This window comes from Polynucleobacter sp. JS-JIR-5-A7 (genome assembly GCF_018687935.1).
Lineage (GTDB): Bacteria > Pseudomonadota > Gammaproteobacteria > Burkholderiales > Burkholderiaceae > Polynucleobacter.
On the sequence record NZ_CP061308.1, the window covers coordinates 1,673,760 to 1,692,612 of the forward strand.

At 42.9% G+C, this 18,853-nt stretch carries 20 protein-coding genes; 3 read left to right on the forward strand and 17 right to left on the reverse strand.

The genetic code is table 11. The features are described 5' to 3' along the window. Positions 1–15: 15 nt before the first annotated feature. The 3 genes from AOC29_RS08755 to AOC29_RS08765 all read right to left on the reverse strand — a co-directional run bounded on the left by AOC29_RS08755 (position 16) and on the right by AOC29_RS08765 (position 3,321). A complete protein-coding gene (locus AOC29_RS08755) occupies positions 16–2,256 on the reverse strand; it encodes a xanthine dehydrogenase family protein molybdopterin-binding subunit (RefSeq protein ID WP_215295598.1) in 2,241 nt (746 codons plus the stop codon). 31 nt (positions 2,257–2,287) lie between these two features. After that, entirely contained in the window at positions 2,288–2,746 is a 459-nt protein-coding gene (locus AOC29_RS08760; protein WP_215295600.1) for a (2Fe-2S)-binding protein, read from the reverse strand. A 224-nt stretch (positions 2,747–2,970) separates the two neighbouring features. After that, positions 2,971–3,321 (reverse strand): winged helix DNA-binding protein, encoded by a 351-nt coding sequence (locus AOC29_RS08765; RefSeq protein WP_215295602.1) that lies wholly within the window; start codon positions 3,319–3,321, stop codon positions 2,971–2,973. Positions 3,322–3,524: 203 nt separating this feature from the next. On the opposite strand from AOC29_RS08765, the gene AOC29_RS08770 reads away from it, so the two are divergent. Both AOC29_RS08770 and AOC29_RS08775 read left to right on the forward strand, forming a co-directional pair. Further along, positions 3,525–3,890, forward strand: a complete 366-nt coding sequence (locus AOC29_RS08770; protein WP_215295604.1) for a hypothetical protein — start codon at positions 3,525–3,527, stop codon at positions 3,888–3,890. A gap of 61 nt (positions 3,891–3,951) precedes the next feature. Further along, entirely contained in the window at positions 3,952–4,446 is a 495-nt protein-coding gene (locus AOC29_RS08775; protein ID WP_215295606.1) for a hypothetical protein, read from the forward strand. 27 nt (positions 4,447–4,473) lie between these two features. Here the strand turns inward: AOC29_RS08775 and AOC29_RS08780 are convergent, their stop codons facing one another. The 5 genes from AOC29_RS08780 to AOC29_RS08800 all read right to left on the reverse strand — a co-directional run bounded on the left by AOC29_RS08780 (position 4,474) and on the right by AOC29_RS08800 (position 8,551). Then, positions 4,474–4,899 carry a PAS domain S-box protein gene (locus tag AOC29_RS08780; protein WP_215295608.1) on the reverse strand — a complete coding sequence of 142 codons (426 nt, stop codon included), beginning with the start codon at positions 4,897–4,899 and terminating at the stop codon, positions 4,474–4,476. Between the two features lie 88 nt (positions 4,900–4,987). Beyond that, positions 4,988–5,431, reverse strand: a complete 444-nt coding sequence (gene cynS / locus AOC29_RS08785) for a cyanase (protein ID WP_215295609.1) — start codon at positions 5,429–5,431, stop codon at positions 4,988–4,990. 28 nt (positions 5,432–5,459) lie between these two features. Further along, the gene (locus tag AOC29_RS08790) at positions 5,460–6,326 is read right to left on the reverse strand and encodes an ABC transporter ATP-binding protein (protein WP_215295611.1); all 867 of its coding nucleotides are present in this window, start codon (positions 6,324–6,326) and stop codon (positions 5,460–5,462) included. Further along, complete coding sequence (ntrB, locus tag AOC29_RS08795) at positions 6,316–7,176, reverse strand: nitrate ABC transporter permease (protein ID WP_215295613.1); 861 nt, start codon at positions 7,174–7,176, stop codon at positions 6,316–6,318. The genes AOC29_RS08790 and ntrB overlap by 11 nt, the downstream gene beginning before the upstream one ends. Positions 7,177–7,189: 13 nt before the next feature. After that, positions 7,190–8,551: a CmpA/NrtA family ABC transporter substrate-binding protein gene (locus tag AOC29_RS08800; protein ID WP_215295615.1), complete on the reverse strand. Its 1,362-nt coding sequence runs from the start codon at positions 8,549–8,551 to the stop codon at positions 7,190–7,192. Positions 8,552–9,014: 463 nt separating this feature from the next. Here AOC29_RS08800 and AOC29_RS08805 point away from each other — a divergent pair, with 463 nt between their 5' ends. Continuing rightward, positions 9,015–9,671 (forward strand): DsbA family oxidoreductase, encoded by a 657-nt coding sequence (locus tag AOC29_RS08805; RefSeq protein WP_215297477.1) that lies wholly within the window; start codon positions 9,015–9,017, stop codon positions 9,669–9,671. A 46-nt stretch (positions 9,672–9,717) separates the two neighbouring features. Here AOC29_RS08805 and AOC29_RS08810 read toward each other — a convergent pair whose 3' ends face one another. The 9 genes from AOC29_RS08810 to AOC29_RS08850 all read right to left on the reverse strand — a co-directional run bounded on the left by AOC29_RS08810 (position 9,718) and on the right by AOC29_RS08850 (position 18,282). Continuing rightward, positions 9,718–10,116, reverse strand: coding sequence for a BLUF domain-containing protein (locus AOC29_RS08810; protein WP_215295617.1), 399 nt, complete (start codon positions 10,114–10,116; stop codon positions 9,718–9,720). 304 nt (positions 10,117–10,420) lie between these two features. Next, positions 10,421–11,236, reverse strand: coding sequence for an acetolactate decarboxylase (gene budA, locus AOC29_RS08815; RefSeq protein ID WP_215295618.1), 816 nt, complete (start codon positions 11,234–11,236; stop codon positions 10,421–10,423). Positions 11,237–11,286: 50 nt separating this feature from the next. Next, on the reverse strand, positions 11,287–12,963 hold the full coding sequence (alsS, locus tag AOC29_RS08820) for an acetolactate synthase AlsS (RefSeq protein WP_215295620.1): 1,677 nt from the start codon (positions 12,961–12,963) through the stop codon (positions 11,287–11,289). Positions 12,964–13,319: 356 nt separating this feature from the next. Next, positions 13,320–14,318 (reverse strand): tripartite tricarboxylate transporter substrate binding protein, encoded by a 999-nt coding sequence (locus tag AOC29_RS08825; RefSeq protein ID WP_251369978.1) that lies wholly within the window; start codon positions 14,316–14,318, stop codon positions 13,320–13,322. A 49-nt stretch (positions 14,319–14,367) separates the two neighbouring features. After that, positions 14,368–14,718, reverse strand: a complete 351-nt coding sequence (locus tag AOC29_RS08830) for a cupin domain-containing protein (protein ID WP_215295622.1) — start codon at positions 14,716–14,718, stop codon at positions 14,368–14,370. Between the two features lie 12 nt (positions 14,719–14,730). After that, entirely contained in the window at positions 14,731–15,723 is a 993-nt protein-coding gene (locus AOC29_RS08835; RefSeq protein WP_215295623.1) for a zinc-binding alcohol dehydrogenase family protein, read from the reverse strand. 22 nt (positions 15,724–15,745) lie between these two features. Then, positions 15,746–16,633: a 3-keto-5-aminohexanoate cleavage protein gene (locus AOC29_RS08840; RefSeq protein ID WP_215295624.1), complete on the reverse strand. Its 888-nt coding sequence runs from the start codon at positions 16,631–16,633 to the stop codon at positions 15,746–15,748. Between the two features lie 14 nt (positions 16,634–16,647). After that, positions 16,648–17,409: an SDR family NAD(P)-dependent oxidoreductase gene (locus AOC29_RS08845; protein ID WP_215295626.1), complete on the reverse strand. Its 762-nt coding sequence runs from the start codon at positions 17,407–17,409 to the stop codon at positions 16,648–16,650. Between the two features lie 6 nt (positions 17,410–17,415). Further along, the gene (locus AOC29_RS08850) at positions 17,416–18,282 is read right to left on the reverse strand and encodes a dioxygenase (RefSeq protein ID WP_215295628.1); all 867 of its coding nucleotides are present in this window, start codon (positions 18,280–18,282) and stop codon (positions 17,416–17,418) included. Between the last annotated feature and the right edge of the window lie 571 nt (positions 18,283–18,853).

Consider the following 18,853-nt stretch of genomic DNA (forward strand, 5'->3'; position numbering starts at 1 on the left):
TTCAGTTGAATGATTTCATGCTTTAGCTGATGACTGCTCCTTCATTGCGGTCTTGACCGACTCTGGCGTAAATGGAATCGTTCTCAGTCTCACACCTACCGCATCAAATACTGCATTAGCAATGGCTGCAGGAACGGTTGTTGGGGTTTGCTCTCCCGCGCCCCATGAAGGTGTACCAGGTTGGTCAATCAACACGGTATGGATCTTAGGAACTTCATTGAAGCGAATAATTGGGTAAGAGGCCCAGTCAACACTCTCAATATCGCTGCCCTTCCACTTCACTTCCTCCATTAATACACGGCTGACCGTTTGTATTGCACCACCCTGAATTTGATTTTGCACACCATCAGGATTAATGATTTGACCGCAATCATGTGCAACATACAAATTCTTCACCAAAATCTTGCCAGTCTCTCGATTAACCTCTACATCAGCAACTGTAGCAACATAGGTAATAGCGTTGTTATATCTCACATAAGCAATGCCACGACCCTTAGCGATATTGCTGGCTTGATTAGACTTATATGCTGGATCCCGACTTTGCCAGCCCGAAGACTTCATCGCCGCACGAATCACTGCAATGGCTCTAGGATCCGTTAAATTCTTGATACGATACTCCGCAGGATCAGCATTACTAGAGATAGCGAGCTCATCAATAAAAGATTCATTACCAAAGCTATTCTCAATTCTTCCGGGGCTTCTGAGATGGGAAGATCTTAAGAAAGTTTGCGCAATATGTTTGGTATTGACTGAAATATTAGGTACTGCATAGGGTGCCCCAGTATTTTGAAAGAGGAAGCCTACCCAATTTCCAGGACGAGGAACTCCCGTATCGGTAGCAGCAAGCAATGGAAAATCTAAAGGCTTCATAAACGCAATGTGATTCAGGGCGATATAAAAATCACTCTTCCAGCCAATAATATTTCCCTTGCTATCCAAACTGGCTTCAAAGTCCATCGTTCTTGGTGGGCTCTTTGGTGCGAGCGCAGTTTCATCATGACGCATCCACTGCATGCGCACTGGCTTACCTAGCGCAATAGCAGCTAAGGCAGCATCGGCAGTAGCATCTTCATGCCCATTGCGACCGTAACAACCAGAACCATCTAGATAGATCAGGCGAATTGAATCCTTTGGTAAACCAGTAATGACTGCTAACTCATGCTGCATCGAATGGGTTGCCTGAGAGGCGCTCCATACCGTCAGTTTTCCATTCCGATAATCAGCTACCGCACAAGATGGGCCAATTGAGGCGTGTGTCTGCACAGGAAAATTGTAGGTAGCTTTGATATTTTTAGCGCCTGAACCAATCACGCTATTAACATCTCCCACCTTCTGAGTTACCTCTTCCTTTGCAAGCGGCATTTGTCGCCACTCTTGAAAGATAGTTTCTTTCTTTGGTAAATCGGGTCCCTTTTTCCAAGATACCTTGAGATCGCGAGCCGCCTTGACAGCACCCCACTCTGTGGTCGATATCACAGCGAGGTAATCGCCTTTGCGGACTGTTTGGACATAGCCTTTAATGTTCTTCAAGGATGCGTCGTCATAGCTTTCTAATTTAGCGCCAATCGAGTCTGGACGAATAACGCGAGCATGCAGCATGCCAGGCAACCTGAAATCATGCATATATACATATTCGCCGGTGACCTTGCTCGGAATATCAACGCGTGGAATAGATTTACCCACAACTCGGTATTCAGTATATTTTTTCAAGGGAACTTTAGTGTCAACCTTAATCTTGAATCCCTCACCAATCAGACTACCGTAAGTCGCCTTTTGACCTGGATTGCTGATGGGGAAAATAACGCCATCTCTCACCATTAATTCTGAAACGGGTATTTGCCATTTAGCAGCAGCTCTCTCTAACAGAGCTTGTCTCGCATTAGCAGCAGCTTGACGCAATTCAGTGCCGCCCTGAGAAATAGAAATCGCACCACCCGTAATCCATTGATCTGGAGTGGTGGCTGTATCACCCATCACCATTTCAATACTACCAAATGGAACATAGAGCTCATCCGCCGCCATTTGCGCTAGAGCAGTCTTCACACCAGTCCCTAAATCAACTTTGCCAGAAAAAATAGTGATCTTGCCTTTTTGATCAATGCTCAACCAAGAGTCAACGGCCTCTCTACTGACTTCTTTAGGATCTCTTAAACCATACTGATTCGTCGGAGCAGCCTCTAAACTCAAGGAGAAGCTGACCATCAATACACCAGCACTGCTGGTCTTTAAAAATTCACGGCGTGTAAATGTATTCATATAAATACCTGATCTCAAGGAATTGAGGAAATTAAGCTGCTAAATAGCGCTTCACGGCTGCAACAATGCGCTGATGGGTACCACATCGACATAAATTACCGGACATCGCTTCGGTAATCTGCGCATCGCTGGGGTTTTTATTTTTGGCCAAAAAGGCTGAGGCCGTCATAATCATGCCATTCAGACAGTAGCCGCACTGTGCTGCCTGCTCATCAATAAAAGCCTGTTGAAGTTTGCTGGGTTTTTGAGTGCTACCTAAGCCCTCAAGCGTGGTGATTTTTTTGCCGCTCACACTCTTGGCGGGAGTAACGCAGGACCTCACCGCCTGCCCGTCTACCTGCACCGTACAAGCTCCGCACTGACCTAAGCCACAACCAAATTTGGGGCCCTTCATACCAAGGTCGTCACGTAATGCATATAACAATGGAATGTCATCATCTACATTAATAGATTTACTCTTTCCATTCACTAGTAAAGTAATTTGTGTCATGTGCTTCATTTCCCATGATGAAATTTTAAAAAACAGAATGCCTCACGTCCTCCTAGATCGCTCAGAATCAAGTCTAGGTTTTTTTCTAATTAGCATCAATTTATACAATAAAGAGGATGGGGTATCACTAGTAAATACCCGCACTCAGCGAGACGATGCTGTTTGAATACATCAGAAAACTACCCGCCATTCAATAAATGGTCTTTTTAGGTATTTTTAAAGTCTCACTTCTTGAGTGCCGAAATGAGGCATTTAGATAATTGTTCATAGTGGTTATCTGCTTTGGCCGTTAAGTGAACGAGCTTTCTACGGCCATCCTCTTTATCTTCAAGTAGACGTATATAGCCTTTTCTAACTAAATTCTTTAGGCGACCATGTAAGGTGGCTTGCGATCCAAATTGCTTTAATAAAATTATCTGACCTACTAACAAACGTTCGCCTCTGGCAGTAGCAAGAAAGATGTAATTTAACAATTGCTCTTCAAGCCAATCTAATCTGGTACTAGGACTATTAGTAGGTAAGGAGGTAACCGCATTTAAAAAACAGGCAATGGGTGTGGAGTGAATTAATTTCATTAGGAGGGTGCTTATGCTTTCTATCCCATAACAGATCATCACCAAAAGGATGAAAACCACTTTGAACGGGGATTACGTCAATAAGCACTCTCAGTATCAGAAAGCTTCTAGTTATTAGCAAGAATATAAAGATGCTTAAAAAAGCTTTTAAATTAAAAGCTTTTTTCACTACCAATTAAGGGTTATTAGCCTTAGAGTAAGGTATGTTCAGTAAAAACCATCCACTTCTGATCGAGTCTATCTTTAGATTGCGGAAGTGGGTCCAAGAAAATCTTCCGATTGAAAATTCTTTGATTGCCTATGATCTGATTTTGCTACTCTCGATTCATAACTATGCCAATGGGCATATTACGATTAAGCAGCTCTTTGCATCTCTGCCTCATTCTTCGACAGCAGTTAGATCTCACTACCAACGCTTTATCGATGATGGCTGGATCGAGCATTACCCTGATCTACTGGATAAACGGATCAAATACGTTAAACCGACCAAAAAATTTATCGACATTATTAATGCCTTTACTGAAACCACGGAAGAGATTTTTATCGTTAAAGATAAAGAAAAAGTATGAGGTAGCTTGTATTTTTGATGTTAATCTCTAGCAGCGATTAAAAAGCACCCCGGAGAGCGCCATGAATCAAAGTCTTGAACAGGTTTATCAAAAATTAGAAACAATGCAAGCAGATTTAGAAGATCTGCGTAATACCTATAAAGGCGTGAGCAAAAACTATCAGGAGGCGCTCTCATCCCTTAAAGAGCTCACCTTGCAATCTGCAGAGGCATCTAAGCGAGCTGCCAAAGCAGCTGAGCAATCCAGACTAGCCGCTTTAAATGCCATGAATGCTGCAGAACTCGCCTCTAAAGACAAATCCTTTTTGGCGGTAGTGGAGTCTTCAGTTAAAGCAGCAGTATCTGCCGCAATAGCGGCGATCGAGTCAGCTGGAGCAGCTGCAGCCGCTGCGGCAGCTGCAGCTGCTGCGGTTTCTCAACACGCTGAAGAAGCGCTTCTCAAAGCCTCGAGTGAAGCAGCTGATGCCTCTCGGTTGGCAGCTGATTCAGCAGCAGAAGCGGTCAAACTATCGAATCAAGCTCGCGAGATCAGTGATTTGATGAAGAAAAGTGTTTAAGAATTACCAACAGCAATACTTGTTGGCCTAATGATTCTTTTCGAACGCTGCTAATTTTTCTTTGAGCTTGCGCTCTTCTTGGAATCGTTCTGTTTCATCGCGAATAATGGCTGCAATCGCCATAGGCTGATACTGATCATCAAAAATCATCGTGACTGAAAAGGCAATTGAAATAGATCTGCCATCTTTATGCACTGCTGGAACCCGCAGCAAAGTATTGCCATACTTCGTTTTGCCCGTTTCCATGGTATGAAAGTAGCCCTTAGAATGACGCTCTCTAAAACGCTCAGGTGTAATGATGTTGAGTGTTTTTCCTAAAGCCTCTGCTTGGCTATAGCCAAAAATTCGTTCAGCGGAAGCATTCCAGAACAAGATATTTTCATCTCGATCCGAAATAATCACTGCTTCACCAATATGGCTCACCAGTGCCTTGAAATCAATCCCATCTGACATGCGTAATCTCTATTGTTAAGTCATTTCTTACTAAGAATACTCCAATAAAAAAGCCACCCGAAGGTGGCTAACTAAGAGACTAGCTTGATTAGTAAGTCTTATAAGAAAGGTACTTACCTGATAGCACTACCTGCACACGATCACCTTTAGGATCTGGTTCGCGTTGGATATCCATTGAGAAATCAATCGCACTCATAATCCCATCGCCAAACTCTTCATGAATCAACTCTTTAATAGTGGTGCCATATACACTCACAATCTCATACCAACGATAGATCAGTGGATCGGTTGGCACTGCAGTTGGTAAAGAGCCTTTATAAGGAACAATTTGCAACCAAGCCATTTCTTCATCAGTCAAGTCAAATAACTTACCAGCAGCTTCAGCCTGTGCTTTAGTAAAGGTCATTTGGCCCAAGCAGCCTGCAGTAACCCATTCCTTTGACTCGCCAATAGCTTTGGCAATATCACTCCACTTCATGCCTTTGCGAACTTTGGCTTCGATAATTTTCTGTGTCACTACTGAACGATCCATCTTTTTCTCCTAAGTTTTAAGTTTGAATTTATTGAGTCACTGGGGTTTGTAGACCTGGGCATACCAAGATTGGCTGGTAGCCGTCTAAACCTCCAGCAGATCCTTTAGCCTGCAAATCCTTAGAACGATTGACTAAAAAATCAACCAAGTGATTTCGCATGGGGTAATACATCGGATCATGGTGCAAGCTTGCCCTCTTTCGATCCTTAGGCAATGTATTGATGACGATTTCGGCAATCCGTGCATTCGGCCCATTACTCATCAACATAATTTTGTCGGAGAGCAAAATCGCTTCGTCCACATCATGCGTAATCATGAAGACTGTTTGCTTAGTTTCGCTACAAATTTTGAGCAACTCATCCTGAATCACCCCACGCGTCAGGGCATCCAATGCACCAAAGGGCTCATCTAATAAAAGCATTTTTGGTTCAATTGCAAAAGCCCTGGCGATACCAACCCTTTGTTTCATGCCGCCAGACAACTCAGAAGGCTTCTTATTTTCAGCATTAACGAGCCCAACCATTGCCAAGTACTTTTTAGAGTGCTCTGAAATCTGCTGCTTTGACCAATCTGGATACTTAGACTTCACCGCGAAAGCAACATTTTGCAAGACCGTCATCCAAGGCATTAATGCGTGCCCCTGGAATACAACGCCACGATCAAGGCTTGGGCCATTAATTTCTCGACCCAGCATATAAGCATAACCACTGCTAGCATCTTCAAGACCAGCCAGCACGTTCAAAATCGTTGTCTTGCCACAGCCCGAATGGCCAATGATGCAAACAAACTCTCCGCGCTCAATTTCAAAATTGATACCCTCGAATACTGGTGGCGCATCCGTCTTGTATGACTTACTTAGACTCTCAACTTTTAAAAATGAATTTTCATTCTGCATAAGAAACTGCCTTCTGTAATCTTGCAAATGCCATATCTAAAATCATCCCAACTAGTCCAATCATCACAATGGCAAAAATTACGCTGGAGATAGATAGGTTGTTCCATTCATTCCATAAGAAATAGCCAATTCCGGTGCCACCAACAAGCATCTCTGCGGCAACAATCACCAGCCATGCAATGCCCATTGAGATTCGCATTCCAGTCAAAATCGTTGGTGCAGCTGCTGGCAAGATCACTAAAAAAGCTTTTCGGAAAGGAGAAACTTCCAGAGTCTTAGTGACGTTTAATAATTCTTTGCGAACATTGGCCACACCAAATGCTGTATTGAGCAGCATGGGCCATACTGAACAAATAAAGATCACAAAGATGCCGGAGATGGATGAATCTTTAATCGTATACAGCGCTATTGGCATCCACGCTAAGGGAGAAATAGGCTTTAGGATTTGGATAAACGGATTAAATGCCTCATATGCCAATGGCGACATCCCAATTAAGAAGCCGAAAGGAATAGCTACTAACATTGCAAGCAAAAAGCCAAGCCCAACTCGAGCTAAGGAATATGCAAGCTGAATACCAATCCCCTTGTCGTTAGGACCATTGTCATAAAAAGGGCTTGAAAGTTGCTTATAAAAGGTTTCTCCCATTTGGGTTAGCGTTGGAAATCCAGACTTCTCCACAGAAACCCCGCCACCCTGCCCCATCAGGGCTTGATACTCACTGGTGCCTGTACTGACTACTGGAGTAGAAACTACTTTTGGGGCAGTTGCGATATGCCAAAGCAATAATGCAAAAACCAAAATGGCAACCGAAAGTATGGCTCCACGAACTTTGATAGAAAGCTTATTCATGTTTATCTCTGACTCACTGGAAAGATTTCAAATAAGCAGCAGGCTGACTTGGATCAAACTCTTTGCCCATGATCTTGTCTTTTTTATAACCTGCTTTTGCCAGAGCTGGAACAGCAATGCCAGTCTCCCCCATATACTTTTTAGCATCGGTCAGCAGGAATACTTTTTCAGAGATGTCCTTGTAATTGACATCTCCCTTGACATAACCCCAGCGCTGCATTTGGGTCAGCATCCAAGTCGCCATTGAGTACCAGGGAATTGGGTTGAAATCAATTCGGTCAGGAACGTTTTGAACATTGCCAAGACCATCAGCAAATTTTCCGGTTAACACTTGCATCACAACTGTTTCTGGTTGATTTAAGTAGTTGGCTGGCGAAATCACTTTTGCAATGAGCGGTCTGTTAGCGGGATCGCGCGCCATGGTTGAGGCATTCAATACAGCACGATAGAGCGCTGCAAAGGTATTTGGATTTTTCTTAATGAAATCTTCAGATGTTCCAAATGCACAGCAAGGGTGTCCATCCCAGATTTCTTTAGTCAAGATGTGGATGAAGCCAACCTCGTCATAAACAGCACGTTGATTAAATGGATCAGGTCCCAAGAATCCATCAATATTGCCAGCACGTAAGTTGGCAACCATTTCTGGAGGTGGGGTAACGCGAATCTGGATATCTTTATCAGGATCTAATCCAGCTTGAGATACGTAGTACCGCAACAAGAAGTTATGCATCGAATATTCAAATGGAACAGCAAATTTCATACCCTTCCATTTTTTTGGATCACGATTATCTTTGTGCTTATTCGCCAAAGTAATAGCCTGGCCATTCACGTTCTGAATAGTCGCCACCCGCATTTGAGTGGGATCAGAACCTAATCCCATAGACATTGCAATGGGCATTGGTGATAAAAAGTGAGAGGCATCATGCTCTTTGTTCAGCATCTTGTCTCGAATTAACGCCCAGCCAGCCGTTTTATTCAGTGTGACATTGAGACCCTGCTTCTTATAAAAACCTAGGGGATCGGCCATGATAAGAGGGGTGGCACAGGTGATCGCAATAAAACCAATTTTGAGATCAGGCTTTTCTAATGGGGCTTTTTCTTGAGCCATCGCCTGCAAGGTACCTACAGGCAAGAATCCAGATAAGGCACTCATTGCACCGCCAGCACCAACCGCTTTTAGAAATGCACGGCGGCGACTCTCTTGCGGGAACAATGCCTTGACAAGACTTGCCTCCACAAAATCAGCACTCATTTTCTCTTCGTCGACTCTCGCAGACAAATCAAGGGCATGCTCAGCATCGGATGCATGACGACCACAACTACAACGACTACTAAATAACGGCCTATCAGGATCAAAGGGGCGATATGAATTCATTTGAATCTCCTAGAGGTTTTAGTCATTAAAAATAAGCAAAAAAGTTAATAAGTCATTTTTAACCTGCCAAAATCACACGGAGATACAGCAACGCACCAAACCACTTCCCATGAAAATGATTCGCACCAAAATGGTGATTATTGAATTGGGATCAGAATTTTAAGGAATGGGACTCAAAACATGCAGCAATGCATATTGAGTCCAAGGAAGGCATTTAACTCATGCCCCAAAATTGTGCGGAAGATGAAATTTATTCAAATACTCAAAGAATTTTGGGCATGCTGGCTACATTAATTCAATTTAAAAATACGGGGAAAAGAGTGGCTAGTTATTAGCGTCATGTCAGTAACTATGCAGTGAAATTTCACATCTTTTAAGAAATGCTTTCTCACTCTTTAGTTCTGCTTTAGGCAGCACTGACTTACCAAGCACTTCACTACCAATAGGCTTGTAGAATCAAATGATGAAACCAACCATCAAAATTGATTATGTATCTGATATCGCCTGCCCATGGTGCGCAGTCGGTCTAGGCAATCTAAATCAAGCGATTGATCAGCTTAGTGATCAGGCAAATTTTGAGGTGCATTTTCGCCCCTTCGAACTCAACCCTAATATGCCTAAAGGCGGCCAAGATGCTATAGAACATCTCACTGAAAAATATGGTTTAACTGCAGAGCAGGTCAAAACCAATCAGGCCAATATTCGAGCCAAAGCTTTAGAGGCAGGATTTGAATTTCATCCAGAAGGTCGCAAAAAGGTTTACAACACGTTTGACGCTCATCGTCTTCTGCATTGGGCAGGTCAAGAGTTTGGGCTGGAGAAGCAAGCAATCCTCAAGAAAGAATTGCTCAATACTTACTTTTGCTTAGCAGTGAATTTAGATGATCAACATAATCTACTAGATGCAGTGACTCATTCTGGCCTAGATCAAGATAGAGCTCTAGAGGTTCTCAAGAATAATGAATTTGCCAAAGAAGTCCGCACAGAAGAAGCTACTTATACAAATGCGGGAATTAACTCTGTTCCTGCGATCATTCTGAACGATCAGTATCTTATGCAAGGAGCTCAGCCTCCTGAGTCATTCGTAAATGCATTCGCACAACTGATTGAGCAAAGTTAAAGAAAAACTGTAGACCCCATCGAAACTTGAATAGATCAAGCGGGTGCTAGCCGGCATTCCTCAAAGCAATTAACAACGGATGGCCCGCTGGAAAATCAATATCCTCAATAGCGGCACTCACTTCTGGCAGAGTTTTAGCAATCTCTTCGCTACCTTGAAATACCATCGTCCATTTGCTAAAGCTACGCTCACTGATGGGCTTAGATTCTATTAGGCGGACATTTTTATGCCGGCCGTCTTTTTGAATCTTTTGCCATAAGGCTTCAATATCTTTTTCAGGCCCCTCAATCACTTGGCCGAATTTATTGTCCTCATAGATGAGCGCCCCAGTAATGCCCAATGCTTGATTATTTGAATAGGAGTGATACAAGAGTCTCATCAAGCCCAAAAAAGACATACTTTGAGCCGGCTCACTCACATAAGTTAGTTCGATTAGCTTAGACATATACCCATACTAGATAGCTCGAAAAATAATTACTCTAGGCGTTTACCCCAGCATCACCCAAAGCAATGCTTAAGTAAAAAACATTACAGCTGAATCACTTGATTTTTAATCAAAAGAATATGAGAGCAGACGTCCAAAGAAAAGTACTAGGATTTCTAGAGGTTAAGTCGCCTATTTATCAGTATGTGAGTTTTTTGCATGGCTAATTTAACGTGGCCACCAAAAATACTACATCACTCTTTGGTTTTCAAAATCAAAAACTTTGGAACAATGACCTAAACACATGTCGCACTCGTAGGATGTTTTAATTTTTTTGCGCGTGTTCTATTTTGCTAAGAGCTTCCGCTGGATTGCCCGATAAGTTCGCTTTAAGAAATCCTGGTGTTTCTGGCAAAGCGATTACCAGATTGTCTGCGTCCATGACTTGCAATTTTAGATTCTGTGCCTGAATACCTAGTACGTGACCACCATGCTGATGATCATCAGAGAGAAAATGTAGATGATAGCCTGGAATATTCAAGGTTGACGCATAAGAGGGTGACCAAAAGCCAAGCAAGGTTCCAGAGATATTTGAAAACTTAAAGTTCGCCTGATGACTTGTCGCAGTGACAAGATCGGTGCCGGGTGCAGATTTACATGCAACTCGGTATTGGATTTCATCAAAGATTCCATCGATACGAATCGCAGTAAAGAGATTATCCGAGCGGCGCAGGGCATCAATATGAGTACAAAGCCCTGCCCAATCGCCAACAGAGTCAATCATTGCATTTCGATCAGCCTCAAACTCAGCACTCACCCAAAAAGGAGCGGAGGCAGAATCAGGGGGCTCAATAACAGAACCATCTCCCAATGCCTGGTAAACGTGTCCATCAAGCATAAGACCTTCACCATTAAGGGCATCGTAAGTGCCTAGGCCAAAATTACCATGCGCTTTAATCGTACCCACCGTTACACAACCCTGATAAACACCCTGCACCAAAGCATTTGAAGTTGATGCCTGATATAGCGTGTGATGCTCTACACCAAGCGCCTTTGCTAAGGAATCTTGGACCAAATGATCAATAGTCTCGCCAGTCCCAAGACAGCGCTCTTGTAAAGCGTTGTAGAGCGATCCAGACATATTAATATTGAAAGTCTGGCTGCCTGGTATGTTTGACTTTGACATGATAGTTAGTTGACAAAGCTCTGAACAACATTTTCAAAGAGAAGATCATTCAGACTGTAATCAACTGGTACGTGGATAAGAACGGGCACGTCTGATTTAAAAGCCTCTTCAAAAATACCTGGAAGCTCGTCTGCAGATTTAACACTGTAACCCTTGCAACCAAAAGATTCTGCAAACTTCACTGGATCATAATGGCCAAGCTTAATACCTGCGGTTTCGCCGTACTGCGCCCTCTCCTCAAAACCAACCATATCAAAGGAACCGCTATCCCAAATAACATGGACAAACTTGGCGCCAATACGCACAGCAGTAGCTAACTCGGTTCCAGTAAATAAGAAGCCACCATCGCCAGATGTAGAGAGAATTCTTTCACCAGGATAAAGAAGGCTCATAGCAATCGCCCAAGGAATGGAGACACCCAGTGTTTGCTGACCATTACTCACTAAAAAACTACGTGCGTGGTCAGCAACTGAATAACGATTCATCCAAATATAGTTTGAGCCTACATCCAGAGCCACGTGAGTATCAGGCGTCATTTGCTTTTGTAGCTCATAGACAAGACGAAGAGGTTCTACTGGGAAGTTATTCATTGACTTGCCCTCATCGATAGTGTCCTTAAGTGCTTTGACAGCAGCCTGAGCATCCAACATAAATGTCGGATCAATTTGTGTCGTAACTCCAACTGTGAGTGCGCTCAAAGACTCGCCAATGTCACCAATTAATTCTGTAGAAGGTAAGAACGCATTATCTTGGTATGAGGGAATCACATCTAGGCATATAACTGGACGACTCGAGTTAGTATTCCAAATAGAAGGATCATATTCAATTGGATCATAACCAATAGTGAGTATTGCATCGGCTTGATTCAGTAATTTATCTGCAGGCTGATTTCGAAATAAACCAATACGCCCTGCGTAAGTTGCTCCACTAGACTCAGCAACCCAAGCACCTGCACCCTGAAAGGTTGAAACATATGGGATCCCAGATTTCTTGAAGAAATTGATGAGCGCATCAGATGTATTCTGAGCAGATGACTGCATGCCAAGAATAGCAATAGGACGCTTACTCGCTTTTAGAATATTGAGAGCTTCGTTGATGGTTGACTTTGCTGCAGAACCCATTGGAAGTTTCTTACCCCAAATGGCATCAATATCACCAGGATAGTCTGCCAAACTTACATCTTTGGGGAGCGATAAAAATACAGCTCCAGGACGTCCACTTTCAGCAACTCGGATAGCATTACCCATCAACTCGCCCACCTGATCAGGAGTTACTATCTCTACCGAGAGCTTGGTTGCTTCTTTCATTAAATCTGTGGAATCAAGTGACTGATGCGTTTTCTTTAAACGCTCGTCAACAGGTACCTCGCCACCAATAGCTAAGACAGGATCACCCTCGCTTGTAGCTGTCGCCAGTCCAGTCGTAAGATTAGTAGTGCCTGGTCCAGATGTTGCGATACAGACGCCCACTTTACCGGTCAAACGCCCAAATGCTGCTGCCATGAAAGCTGCATTTTGCTCGTGCTGGCAAACAATTAATTTAATTTTAGAATAATTAAGAGCAAGGAAGAGGCTATCAATTTTTGTACCGGGAATACCAAATACATGAGTAACTCCATGATTTTCAAGAATCTTTACTATTGCATTAGCGCAGTTTTTGGGATTATTAGGGTAAGTTGTCATATTGGTTGAAACTTTGATTTGGCAGGAGATATTAATTAATGTTGTAATTAATAAAGCTAACCATACTTATCTCAAGCTAAGTGATCAAGGCGAATCAACTCTTATTTAAATATTGAATATTTATTACTTATATAAAAAGTAATACTATTATCGGATTGGTAATGTGGATAATGAGAGAACTTGAGAAAATGCTATTAGCCGGAAGCAGCCCGACAACCGTTACTTTAAGTAACGCTCAAAAGACAAAACCCCCACCATTGCTGATGAGGGTTTGCTTTTCTGGTGGGCCCACCAGGACTTGAACCTGGGACCAAAGGATTATGAGCTAAATCTTATTTTTGCAAGATGATTCTCAGTTAGTTCACCACCATTTTTGACTCTTTGACCAAAATAGCCGCTGAATCCATCTCTGTTTTAACCATCTGATCAAATTTTTCAGGGCTCATCACCATTGACTCTGCACCAAGTCTATGTAGTTGCTCAACCACAGCAGGCTCTTGCATTACCTTAATGATGGCAGCATTCATTCGATTGATGATCTTTGTAGGCGTTTTAGAAGGAGCAAAAATGCCTACCCAAAAAATATAAGAGGAATTAGGAGCGCCAGATTCAATCGTAGTAGGCACATTAGGCAATACTATGGAGCGCTTAGAGGTGCCAACAGCCAATGCCTGAAGTTTGCCATCCTTGATTAAGGGTAAAGCAGAAACAATGGGTGAAAAAAACCAATCCACCCTACCGGCCATCGTATCTGTAATAGCATCTGGTGTTCCTTTGTAGGGAATATGGTTTGCGTTAATTTTTGCAGCGATTCTGAATTTTTCCGCATTCATATGCGTGGCTGATCCATTGCCAGCAGAAGCGTAATTTTTAGAGCCTGGATTAGCTTGAGCCTTAGCAATCAAATCCGCAACTGAAGTGTAACCAGCATTTGGTGATGTCACCATGACATTTGGGAGTTGCACCAAGGAAGTAACAGCAGCAAAATCTTTCAAAGTATCGTAAGGTAAGCCGCTATAGATAAATGGATTAACTACATGACCAGAAGATTGAATTAAAAATGTATATCCATCGGGCGCAGATTTGGCAACCAGTGCTGCGCCGATAGTACCGCCAGCACCAGGCTTATTCTCGATAAAAATTGATGTGCCAAGACTATCTGCCACCTTGTTAGCAATAAGACGAGCAATCACATCGGTTCCACTGCCAGGAGTAAACGGCACAATAAAACGTATAGTTTGGGCGTTAGGCCAAGCCGTTTGGGCAAAAGAATTACCAATACCAACCATTGAAATCGTAAGCATCACGATTAGCTTAGCAAGTAAGGATTTCACATTAAATTGAACTTGTTTCATGATGATTGATTTTCCATTAAATGATGTAGTTGAAACATTTGATCAGAATTTAATTTGATGCCATGATTAAAATGACCTTCGCAATGTGATTGCTTAAATTTTTTAGCTGCCTTTTCTCGCCTGCTAAAAAGACACAAGAATCATTCTTACGTAAAATACCTTCTGACTTGAGGCCATCCTCAGACTCGCAAAATACTGCCACTTCTCCCTCTACAACAAAATAGATCTTTTCCAATGTTGAGCCATCAAGTGCGGTTTGACCTCCAGGCTCAAAAACACTCATGCCCATCCACATTGAATTACACGGACTCGCCTCTTTGCCCTGAAGGCGATAGCAAGTCATATCATCATGATTCGGGGCTTGATAAGTGTTGGCCGCTTCAAATCTCGTAATGTGCATAAATTGCTCTATCTATAAATTAAACACAACTCGTTTTGGGGAGCCGCTTAAAACAAGTTTATAAGCCTCAAGAGCATGATCAATCGCAAAATTCTGATCCACATGAAATGCTTTCAGTTGATTAGATTCAAAACCAGACTTCAATTGATTTAATAGTTTGATTGACTCAATGCAGTCTAGCGCTAAGGTATCGATTCCAACAAAGGTATGCATGCCGCGATAAAAAGTAAAAATATCAAATGGCACAGCTCTATCTTGCGTTGCTATAAAAATCTGAGTGCCACCCTTTGCCAAAGATTTATTGGCAGCTTCAAAATAAGCACTTCCAACGGTGTTGTAGATAATATTTGCCCCCTTACCATTGCTTAGTTGCTGAACTTGCTCTGCAATTTGCTCTGCTCCTAAGTCTTTAGCATTAATCACACTTACATCGCTACATGCAAAGGCACTAAAGGAGTCAGAACGTTGAACGGCAATTACTTGAGCCCCATTCATAGCAGCAATTTGTACGGCAGCTTGACCTACTTTTCCATTGGCGCCCATAACTACAACAATTTGACCAGGCTTAGGCAATCCACTCCTTCGAAATCCCTCGTAAGCAGTAACAAATGGCACACCAACCGAGCCCGCCTCTTCAAAGCTTAAATTTTGTGGTTTTTCATAAAGGGCCTGCTCAGGCAGAACCAACCAACCCGCATGCGAACCGTTGCGGGTTATACCTATATCGCCACCAGATCCCCACACTGCTTTACCAAGCCATGCGCTAGAACCATCCACTACTACACCAGCAAAATCGCGACCTGGAATACGCGGAAAGATTGCTTTAGGCATAATTCCTAATGCTGCCTTAACATCACTGGGATTTACGCCTGCACTGACTACACGCACCAAAGCCTCGCCCTGATTTAAGGTGGGGAGTTGTTGCATCTCAATCAAAGGTGAGAGCTCGTCAATTGACGATACTTTTGCATTCAAACGTATTGCACGCAAATTCTCTTTTTGCATTGTCATTTCTTTATACCGATTCTTATGATGATTTAATTGGTAAATTAAGCATTGCACGAGCTTCTTGTGAACTAGCTAACTCGCCACCTAAGTCATTGATGATGCGTTTGGCTTTAGCAACCAACTCAGCATTACTTTTTGCCAGCACGCCCTTTTCCAAATAGAGGTTGTCTTCCATACCAACCCGCACATGACCGCCGGCAAGCCAAGCCTGCGCAACCATTGGAAATTCAAAACGTCCGATACCAAACCCTGACCAAATTGCACCAGAAGGTAAAAGACTACGGGCATATAACAAGGTTTCAGGGGAAGAGGAAAAACCATATTTCACGCCAGTCACAAAAGACCACAAGCCTGGCCCTTCAAGTGTTCCATCGTTAATAAGATCTCGCGCTAAATGTATATCACCCGAATCAAAAATTTCTAATTCAGGCTTCACACCGGCTGCTCGCATGATATCTGACATAATTCGCACATTACGCGGCGTATTGATCACAACATCAGCACCGGAATTCATTGTATTTAGATCTAATGTACAGATATCAGGTCTAAGAGCAGTAATGTGCGTTACCCGTTTTTCAGGTTGCATCAAGCTTGAACCAGGGGCCGCAATACGCGGATCTTCAATACTTGGTATGAAACGGCCGCCAGGGCCAGTAGTGAGATTGATGATTAATTGTGGATTGACATTACGAATCTGATCAAACACCTCGCGATAGAGATCTAATTCCATTGAGGGCTTACCAGTCTGAGGATCACGAACATGAATATGGACAGCGGCGGCCCCCACTTCTGCTGAGGCCAGGCACTCATCAGCAATTTGATTTGGCGTAATAGGTAAATATGGGGTCTGATCAGGTGTGGTCAGATTGCCGGTCACAGCGCAGGTAAGGAAGGTTTTTTGACTCATATCTAATTCTTTTTTTAAAGATGGCGACCGCCATCAACCACAATTCGAGTTCCGGTTGAAAAACGCAGGCGAGTAGCACAAGCTTCGATAGCTGAGGCGACATCATCGGGAGTGCCGATTCGTTTAAGTGGCGTTGTAGCTGCAGTCTTATCATTGAAGTCATCTCCACGACCAGGAACAAAGGCTGAATCAACTACGCCAGGAGAAACACAAAGAACGCGAATGTCTGGCGCAAGGACTTTTGCAAGTGAATCACTCACAATATCTAAGCTCGCCTTTGCTGCCACATAAGCAAGATTGCTCCCAACCCCAGTAAAACCAGCAATGGATGAAACATTCACAATCAGACCATCTCTATTTGCTTTTAGCAATACTTGAAAAGCCCGAATAGATGCAAACACTCCACGGAAATTTGTCTTCAAGATATCATCAATCAGATCGTCGGTAAGTGCATCTAAATTTGCAGCCGGCACAGGCTTAGTAAAGCCGGCAGAGTTCACTAAAATATCGCATCGACCTAGCCGTAACTCAACTTCTTTAGCAGCAGCTACCAGGCTTTCTGAATCAATAATGGAAGCATTCAAGCAAAAATGCTTTCCTGCTGGCAACTGATTGATCTGCTCTACACTTTTTTCAATTGCGTTGCGTCCAACCAAGACACAGGTAGCACCTAAACTAGCTAGTCTCTTTGCTGTAGCAAAGCCAACGGCACCGCTGCCGCCAATAATGACGGCAACTTTATTATTTAAATCATCTACAGATTGAAATGTATTCATAAAATCCTAAGGGATAGGTGGGGCCGGGAAAACCATTTCACCAGCTTGTAATACAAAAGAATGATTTAGCTTGCAAGCTCCAGTAGCTGCATCAGTTAAATACTCTCCAACTAATTGTTTGGAGACACCAAATACAGGATCACTTTCCAAGTTTTCATCTGTTGAATCAAAAACCTGGGTGATTAAAACCTTATAGCCAGGTTTTGAAATCATAAAATGAATATGGGCAGGTCTATTTGGATGTCTTTTTTGTGCGCGCAATAATTCACCACACGGACCATTGGTTGGCACGGGGTATCCAGCTGGGCGGATAGTAGTAAAAAAGAATTCGCCATTTTCATTGGTCTCAAAGCGACCACGCAAATTCATATCTGCTTGCTGCTCATCTTGGTTTTCATAAAATCCGACAGGTGAAGAATGCCAAACATCTACAACTGCGCCAATCACGGCCTGCTTTGATTCATCAACAATGCGACCACGCACCTCCATTGCTTGGCCAGCCAGCTCAGTTCTGGAGATATTCTCCCCCCAAGAACACAAGGGGGCATTTTTTCGCCAAAACGGACCAAGCAAAGCAGCGTAAGAGCCACCATCTAAATCTAAATTATTGATTGTAGATACTAAAGAGGAGACGCCTAATATATCTGCCGCCAAAACAACCTCGTTAGTATTTTTTCCAGTTGCCTGACCAATGCCAACAATGAATTGGAGCGCCTTTTCGAACTCGAGCTCAGTTAGTCGATTCTCCAATACAAATTGATGCAAATGTTTGGTTAATGAGACTACTAAAGTTTTAAGTCTCTGATCCTCCGTACTTTGCATCGCCGCAATGGTGATGTCCAGTATAGATTCAGGACTAGTTATAAGCGCCATATTTAAACCCCAGATCTCTCTTTCGTCCACCTTTGGTTAGGGGAATATTGAATTTAATTAGGAAACTTGCGAGGTGCTAATTTCTACAATTATCGAAAATTAGTTTATAGCAAATTAAAAAATACAGTATTGCTAGAGCCAGCTCCATAAATAGTACTTTGCCCTACCGGCATAGCTGCATATTTATTAGGGTTGCATTGGAAGATTTGTGGAGATTACTTAAATACTGAGCGGCATAAATAGAAAAACGACTTAGGAATTTCTCCCTAAGTCGTTGATTTCATTGGTGGGCCCACCAGGACTTGAACCTGGGACCAAAGGATTATGAGAGCAGACATCCAAATAAAACCACTAGGATTTCAAGAGGTTACGTCGCCTGTTTATCAGTGTGTGAGCTGTTGTGTGACTAGATTAACAAGATCGCAAGATGCAATACCTCGCTCTTTGGTTTTCAAAACCACAGGATTTTTGGAGCAACCATCTAATACCTCGTTGCTCCAAACTGTTTTTTGCATGTGGTTGATAAGCGTTACTTAAAGTAACGCTTATATAGCGAGGGGCTGCTAACGAC

What these genes read in the sequence shown, in the direction of transcription:
- AOC29_RS08845 (WP_215295626.1), bottom strand. Translation starts at nt 17,409, where the DNA reads ATGAATACATTTCAATCTGTAGATGATTTAAATAATAAAGTTGCCGTC.
- AOC29_RS08840 (WP_215295624.1), bottom strand. Translation starts at nt 16,633, where the DNA reads ATGAGTCAAAAAACCTTCCTTACCTGCGCTGTGACCGGCAATCTGACC.
- ntrB (WP_215295613.1), bottom strand. Translation starts at nt 7,176, where the DNA reads ATGAATAAGCTTTCTATCAAAGTTCGTGGAGCCATACTTTCGGTTGCC.
- AOC29_RS08805 (WP_215297477.1), top strand. Translation starts at nt 9,015, where the DNA reads ATGAAACCAACCATCAAAATTGATTATGTATCTGATATCGCCTGCCCA.
- AOC29_RS08825 (WP_251369978.1), bottom strand. Translation starts at nt 14,318, where the DNA reads ATGAAACAAGTTCAATTTAATGTGAAATCCTTACTTGCTAAGCTAATC.
- AOC29_RS08755 (WP_215295598.1), bottom strand. Translation starts at nt 2,256, where the DNA reads ATGAATACATTTACACGCCGTGAATTTTTAAAGACCAGCAGTGCTGGT.
- AOC29_RS08760 (WP_215295600.1), bottom strand. Translation starts at nt 2,746, where the DNA reads ATGACACAAATTACTTTACTAGTGAATGGAAAGAGTAAATCTATTAAT.
- AOC29_RS08780 (WP_215295608.1), bottom strand. Translation starts at nt 4,899, where the DNA reads ATGTCAGATGGGATTGATTTCAAGGCACTGGTGAGCCATATTGGTGAA.
- AOC29_RS08835 (WP_215295623.1), bottom strand. Translation starts at nt 15,723, where the DNA reads ATGCAAAAAGAGAATTTGCGTGCAATACGTTTGAATGCAAAAGTATCG.
- AOC29_RS08765 (WP_215295602.1), bottom strand. Translation starts at nt 3,321, where the DNA reads ATGAAATTAATTCACTCCACACCCATTGCCTGTTTTTTAAATGCGGTT.
- AOC29_RS08770 (WP_215295604.1), top strand. Translation starts at nt 3,525, where the DNA reads ATGTTCAGTAAAAACCATCCACTTCTGATCGAGTCTATCTTTAGATTG.
- budA (WP_215295618.1), bottom strand. Translation starts at nt 11,236, where the DNA reads ATGTCTGGATCGCTCTACAACGCTTTACAAGAGCGCTGTCTTGGGACT.
- AOC29_RS08800 (WP_215295615.1), bottom strand. Translation starts at nt 8,551, where the DNA reads ATGAATTCATATCGCCCCTTTGATCCTGATAGGCCGTTATTTAGTAGT.
- alsS (WP_215295620.1), bottom strand. Translation starts at nt 12,963, where the DNA reads ATGACAACTTACCCTAATAATCCCAAAAACTGCGCTAATGCAATAGTA.
- AOC29_RS08830 (WP_215295622.1), bottom strand. Translation starts at nt 14,718, where the DNA reads ATGCACATTACGAGATTTGAAGCGGCCAACACTTATCAAGCCCCGAAT.
- AOC29_RS08775 (WP_215295606.1), top strand. Translation starts at nt 3,952, where the DNA reads ATGAATCAAAGTCTTGAACAGGTTTATCAAAAATTAGAAACAATGCAA.
- AOC29_RS08810 (WP_215295617.1), bottom strand. Translation starts at nt 10,116, where the DNA reads ATGTCTAAGCTAATCGAACTAACTTATGTGAGTGAGCCGGCTCAAAGT.
- AOC29_RS08790 (WP_215295611.1), bottom strand. Translation starts at nt 6,326, where the DNA reads ATGCAGAATGAAAATTCATTTTTAAAAGTTGAGAGTCTAAGTAAGTCA.
- AOC29_RS08850 (WP_215295628.1), bottom strand. Translation starts at nt 18,282, where the DNA reads ATGGCGCTTATAACTAGTCCTGAATCTATACTGGACATCACCATTGCG.
- cynS (WP_215295609.1), bottom strand. Translation starts at nt 5,431, where the DNA reads ATGGATCGTTCAGTAGTGACACAGAAAATTATCGAAGCCAAAGTTCGC.